We start from the raw sequence: 4,567 nt of genomic DNA, 5'->3' as shown, positions 1-4,567 counted from the left end.
ATTTAAGGAAATATAATGGCTATACCGAAAAAGGTAAGGATAATACCATTTTTGGGGCTCATTATGGCATGCAAGGCCAATATTGGTGCGATATGTATGTTGATTATGTTATGGAAGAATCGTTTGGCAAACAAAATGCAAAAAAAATGTTAGGTGGATTTTCTGCAGGAACAGAGCTTAGCAAAGCTAATTATCAAAAAATAGGTAATTGGCATGATGCAAAAGATTATATTCCTCAGAAAGGAGATCAAATTTTCTTTCTTAATTCAACAAAAGATAAAAAAAGAACGGTTAATCATACAGGGGTTGTTATTGATGTTGATCTAGAAAAAGGTATTGTTTATACAATTGAAGGTAATACTAGTGCTAAGCCAGGGGATAGTAATGGAACAACAGTTAGGGAGAAACAATATCCTTTAGACAAAAATACAATAAAAGGGTATGGTACGCCTGATTGGAATATTGAAGTTGATAAACGAATTCAAGAAATAGAAATAAATAAATCATCCACTGTAAACGAACTTTCTTCAAAGGATAAATTGCAAAATTTGATAAACGGCTTTAAACACGACAAAGATGGTACGTTCACAGCCAAGGCATTGGCTGAAAATGCTGATGTGGTAGCGAATTTTAGAGATGAGTTGCGAGAGAACTTAAAACAAAATCAGGTTCAAGAAGTTGCTCAAAATACTCCTCAAGTTCAAGAAGAGCGCAGCTATGGTGGTCGTTCGTTTGGTTAAATCTTTCCCAAATTTGAAGAATGCTGATAGCACGTTTTTTCCTTATTCTTTCAATAGATAGTTACGCATGAATAATAACGAACTTGAGCAAGCACATAATCTTTTGCTTGAAACCGCCGAGGTAATGACACAATTTAGGCAAAGTACCCATCAGATTGTCCAAAATCTTGAAGATAAATTGGATAAATCACTTTACGATCAACGCAAAATGATTACGGAGATGGTGCGTGCGGAAGTGACGAAAGAAATGTCAAATTCGGTGGCAGGTTATGTGCGAGATATGGAAAAGGCACGCAACCAAATGGCTGATCAAGTACGTGAATTCAATGCATACTTGAATAAGGTAAATGAAGAAAATCAGAAGATTTCTTCACGTTTGGTATGGATTATTTCGCTTGCAATGGCAACATTGGTTATTGGCGGATTGGCATTATCTTTCTTTTATACAATGTTGATTGACCAAAAACGACAGGATGCGGATATGGTCGGTCGCATCAATCGAGCCAATATCGTGCGATGCGGCGATGAACTTTGTGCCAAGACAGGTAAAAGCGTAGAAAATGGCTATCGGGTTATTCAGCATCGATAGCTGAGAAACTAAAGGCCGTCTGAAAAAAACAGGATAACTGGTTTTCAGACGGCCTTTGTCTATTGTGAGGATAATTGTAGAATGTGCCTTTAGATCACAGTTTTTATTGTTAAAAATGAAGAATTTTAGGAGTGTATTACATACGCTCTTTTTTGTATTTAAGGATGCTTGGAAAAAATTAGTAGGCTTAAAATCATCTATTTTATGAAATTTATGGAAGCATGATAGAAGAGAGAGTGGTTTTTGGAAAGTTTTGTACATTGTCTTAAAATATGGCCGTTTGTCGTTTTATTTTATCTATGTTTGCGAAATACATGCTAGAATGTGAATAATTTAATGTAAACTTATTAATTATAAAGAAATAGTTATTATAATGGTTTAGATTGCTAAAAAGTTAAGGAGTTTTAAAATGAAAAAACTAGCTATTCTTTTGAGTTTGTCCCTTCTTTTGGCAGCTTGTGATTTAGGCTTTCCCAAAATGACTGTTAATTATGATAATTTGCCCCATGGGAAAATTAAAGAATATATTACTAAAACATTTCCAAATGAACCTGAAAAAGAAGCATTGAGCAAAATGATTTATGCTCAGTTAAGTGGTGATAAAAGTGCTGATAATATTAGAAAGACCGTTTCCCAAATGGGTATGACTTGTGAAGTAGAAAAAGAGATGTGCGAGTATTTAGGATATATTAAAACTAAGGTTGCCGGTATTAGCTCGGGAAGTGGTCGGGCAAAACGCATTTATCATATCGTTATTTTCCCTAAAAAAGGGATGGATTCTTTGAAGATTGAATATCAAATTGTAGAAGATACGGAGAAGGTGAATTAAATATGGAAAATACTGGGAACTATAAAATTGTGAAATCACAATTACCTCTTTTAGGAGGTATAGCTGGACATAATTTTATTGCTGTATTGGATCCTAATAATCGGGTAATTCATGAATTGAATGGACTTGCCACATCAAAAGATGGGGAAATTAAACCAATCGGTTATTTACCTTCTGATAAATTGTATGTTTACAATGAAAAAGAAGTAAAAGGATTTTTTTATAATTCATCTCAAAATCAAGAAGTAGTTTTTGAAGGGAATTATAAAGATGTTATGGATAAATTTAATTTAGGGTATGCGATAGGAAAAGAAATTAATAAACATGAATTCACATATCCATTCTTCGGTTTAGGAGATAATAGCGCAACTCTGTTGCCTCCACCTTATTAAAAGGTATAGGGTTAAATGATCCTGATTTAGGGCATGCTTTAACACCAGGAGAAGAGTCCTTATTGATACCTGAGGAACAGTTAAGGAATATTCGCCAAAATTGGGAGTTACAACATAAAAAGGTTAATCTTGGAGAAATAGGCGTAAATTTTGCTGAATCAGCTTTAACTGCAGCTGACAAACTTCAAGCTCTAATTCAAGGCTTTAAAAACGACAAAGATGGTACGTTCACAACCAAAGCATTGACTGAAAATGCCGATGTAGTGGCGAATTTTAGAGATGAGTTGCGAGAAACCTTAAAACAAAATCAGACTCAAGAAGTCGCTCAAAATGTTCCGCAAGTTCAAGAAGAGCGCAGCTATGGTGGTCGTTCGTTTGGTTAAATCCTTCCCAAATTTGAAGAATGCTGATGATAGTACGATTTTCCCTTATTCTTTCAATGGATAGTTACTCATGAACAATAAAGCGTAGAAAATGGCTATCGGGTTATTCAGCATCGATAGCTGAGAAACTAAAGGCCGTCTGAAAAATCAGGATAACTGGTTTTCAGACGGCCTTTGTTCTTATAATAGCGGTTTATTGTTTTTACACACTCAGCAACGGAGTTTTCATGCAGTTTTCAGCATTCGGCGAAAAATTCACACAACACAGCGGTATTTTGCAGTTGATGGACGATTTGGGCGACGCGCTCAAAAGCGACAAGCCCGTCAATATGCTTGGCGGCGGTAATCCGGCGAAGATTGCTGAAGTCAATGCCGTGTTCGCCGATGTGTTTTCCAAGCTGGCGGTGGAACACGCTGTTGAGAATATCGGCAATTATTCCAATCCGCAGGGCGATGCGGCGTTGATTGCGGCTTTGACGGAGTTTCTTAACCATGAATACGGCTGGAATCTGACGGCGGACAATATCGCGCTGACTAATGGTTCGCAAAACGCGTTTTTCTATTTGTTCAACCTGTTCGGTGGCAAATTCAATCTTTCAGACGGCCAAACGGCTGAAAAAGCCATTTTGTTGCCGCTTGCGCCTGAATATATCGGTTATGCCGACGTGCATGTCGAAGGGCAGCATTTTATTTCGGTAAAACCGAAAATCGAAAATGTCGAACACGAAGGCGAAGCGGGATTTTTCAAATACCGCGTGGACTTTGACACGCTGGAGAGCCTGCCTGAATTGAAAGAGGGCAAAATCGGTGCGATTTGCTGTTCGCGCCCGACTAATCCGACCGGCAATGTGCTGACCGACGGCGAGATGGCGCGTTTGGACGCTTTGGCGCAAGAACACGGGATTCCGCTGATTATCGACAACGCTTACGGAATGCCGTTCCCGAATATTATTTACAGCGATGTGACGCTCAACTGGCACGAAAACATTATCCTCTGCTTCAGCCTTTCTAAAATCGGCCTGCCCGGCGTGCGTACCGGCATTATTGTTGCTGCGCCGGAAGTGGTCAAAGCCGTCAGCAGTTTGAATGCGATTGTAAACCTGTCGCCAACCCGTTTCGGCGCGGCGATTGCGGCTCCGCTGTTAAATGACGGCCGTCTGAAACAGCTGGCCGACCAAGTGATTCAGCCGTTTTACCGTCAGCAGGCGCAAACGGCGGTCTCCCTGCTCAAGCGTGAGTTGGGTGCGTATCCGTTGAAAATTCATAAGCCTGAAGGTGCGATTTTCTTGTGGCTTTGGTTTGAAAACCTGCCTGTTTCGTCGCAAACCTTGTACGAAATGCTCAAGGCTGAAGGCACGCTGATTATTCCGGGCGAGCATTTCTTTGTCGGCATTGATAGGCAAGACTATCCGCACGCACACGAGTGTATCCGTATGAGCATTGCGCAGGATGCGGAAACGCTGGAAAAAGGCATTGCCGCGATCGGTCGCGTGGTGCGCGGTTTGTACGATAAAAAATAAATGCTGTGAATAGACAAAGGCCGTCTGAAACCTGAACAATCGGGTTTCAGACGGCCTTTTTGTCGGATTTAGATATGGTGGATAACCAGTTTTTTGCCTTCGTAATCGAGGACG

6 protein-coding genes are annotated in these 4,567 nt (G+C 39.7%); all 6 read left to right on the top strand.

Translation table 11 applies throughout. From position 1 onward, the window contains the following. Window positions 1-740: CHAP domain-containing protein (locus ACTHSP_RS18105; RefSeq protein WP_440346601.1), on the top strand; the 740-nt coding region annotated here is incomplete at its 5' end. A gap of 67 nt (window positions 741-807) precedes the next feature. After that, window positions 808-1,329: a hypothetical protein gene (locus ACTHSP_RS18100; protein WP_003684204.1), complete on the top strand. Its 522-nt coding sequence runs from the start codon at window positions 808-810 to the stop codon at window positions 1,327-1,329. Window positions 1,330-1,738: 409 nt separating this feature from the next. Further along, on the top strand, window positions 1,739-2,158 hold the full coding sequence (locus ACTHSP_RS18095; RefSeq protein ID WP_154954490.1) for a hypothetical protein: 420 nt from the start codon (window positions 1,739-1,741) through the stop codon (window positions 2,156-2,158). Between the two features lie 2 nt (window positions 2,159-2,160). Next, on the top strand, window positions 2,161-2,550 hold the full coding sequence (locus ACTHSP_RS18090) for a hypothetical protein (protein WP_308887044.1): 390 nt from the start codon (window positions 2,161-2,163) through the stop codon (window positions 2,548-2,550). A gap of 62 nt (window positions 2,551-2,612) precedes the next feature. After that, a complete protein-coding gene (locus ACTHSP_RS18085; protein ID WP_440346600.1) occupies window positions 2,613-2,933 on the top strand; it encodes a hypothetical protein in 321 nt (106 codons plus the stop codon). Window positions 2,934-3,160: 227 nt separating this feature from the next. Continuing rightward, window positions 3,161-4,453 (top strand): valine--pyruvate transaminase, encoded by a 1,293-nt coding sequence (locus ACTHSP_RS18080; RefSeq protein ID WP_308887046.1) that lies wholly within the window; start codon window positions 3,161-3,163, stop codon window positions 4,451-4,453. The last annotated feature ends 114 nt before the right edge of the window (window positions 4,454-4,567 follow it).

The organism is Neisseria sp. P0001.S005, from assembly GCF_051963715.1.
This window is presented reverse-complemented; position numbering and strand designations above follow the sequence as displayed.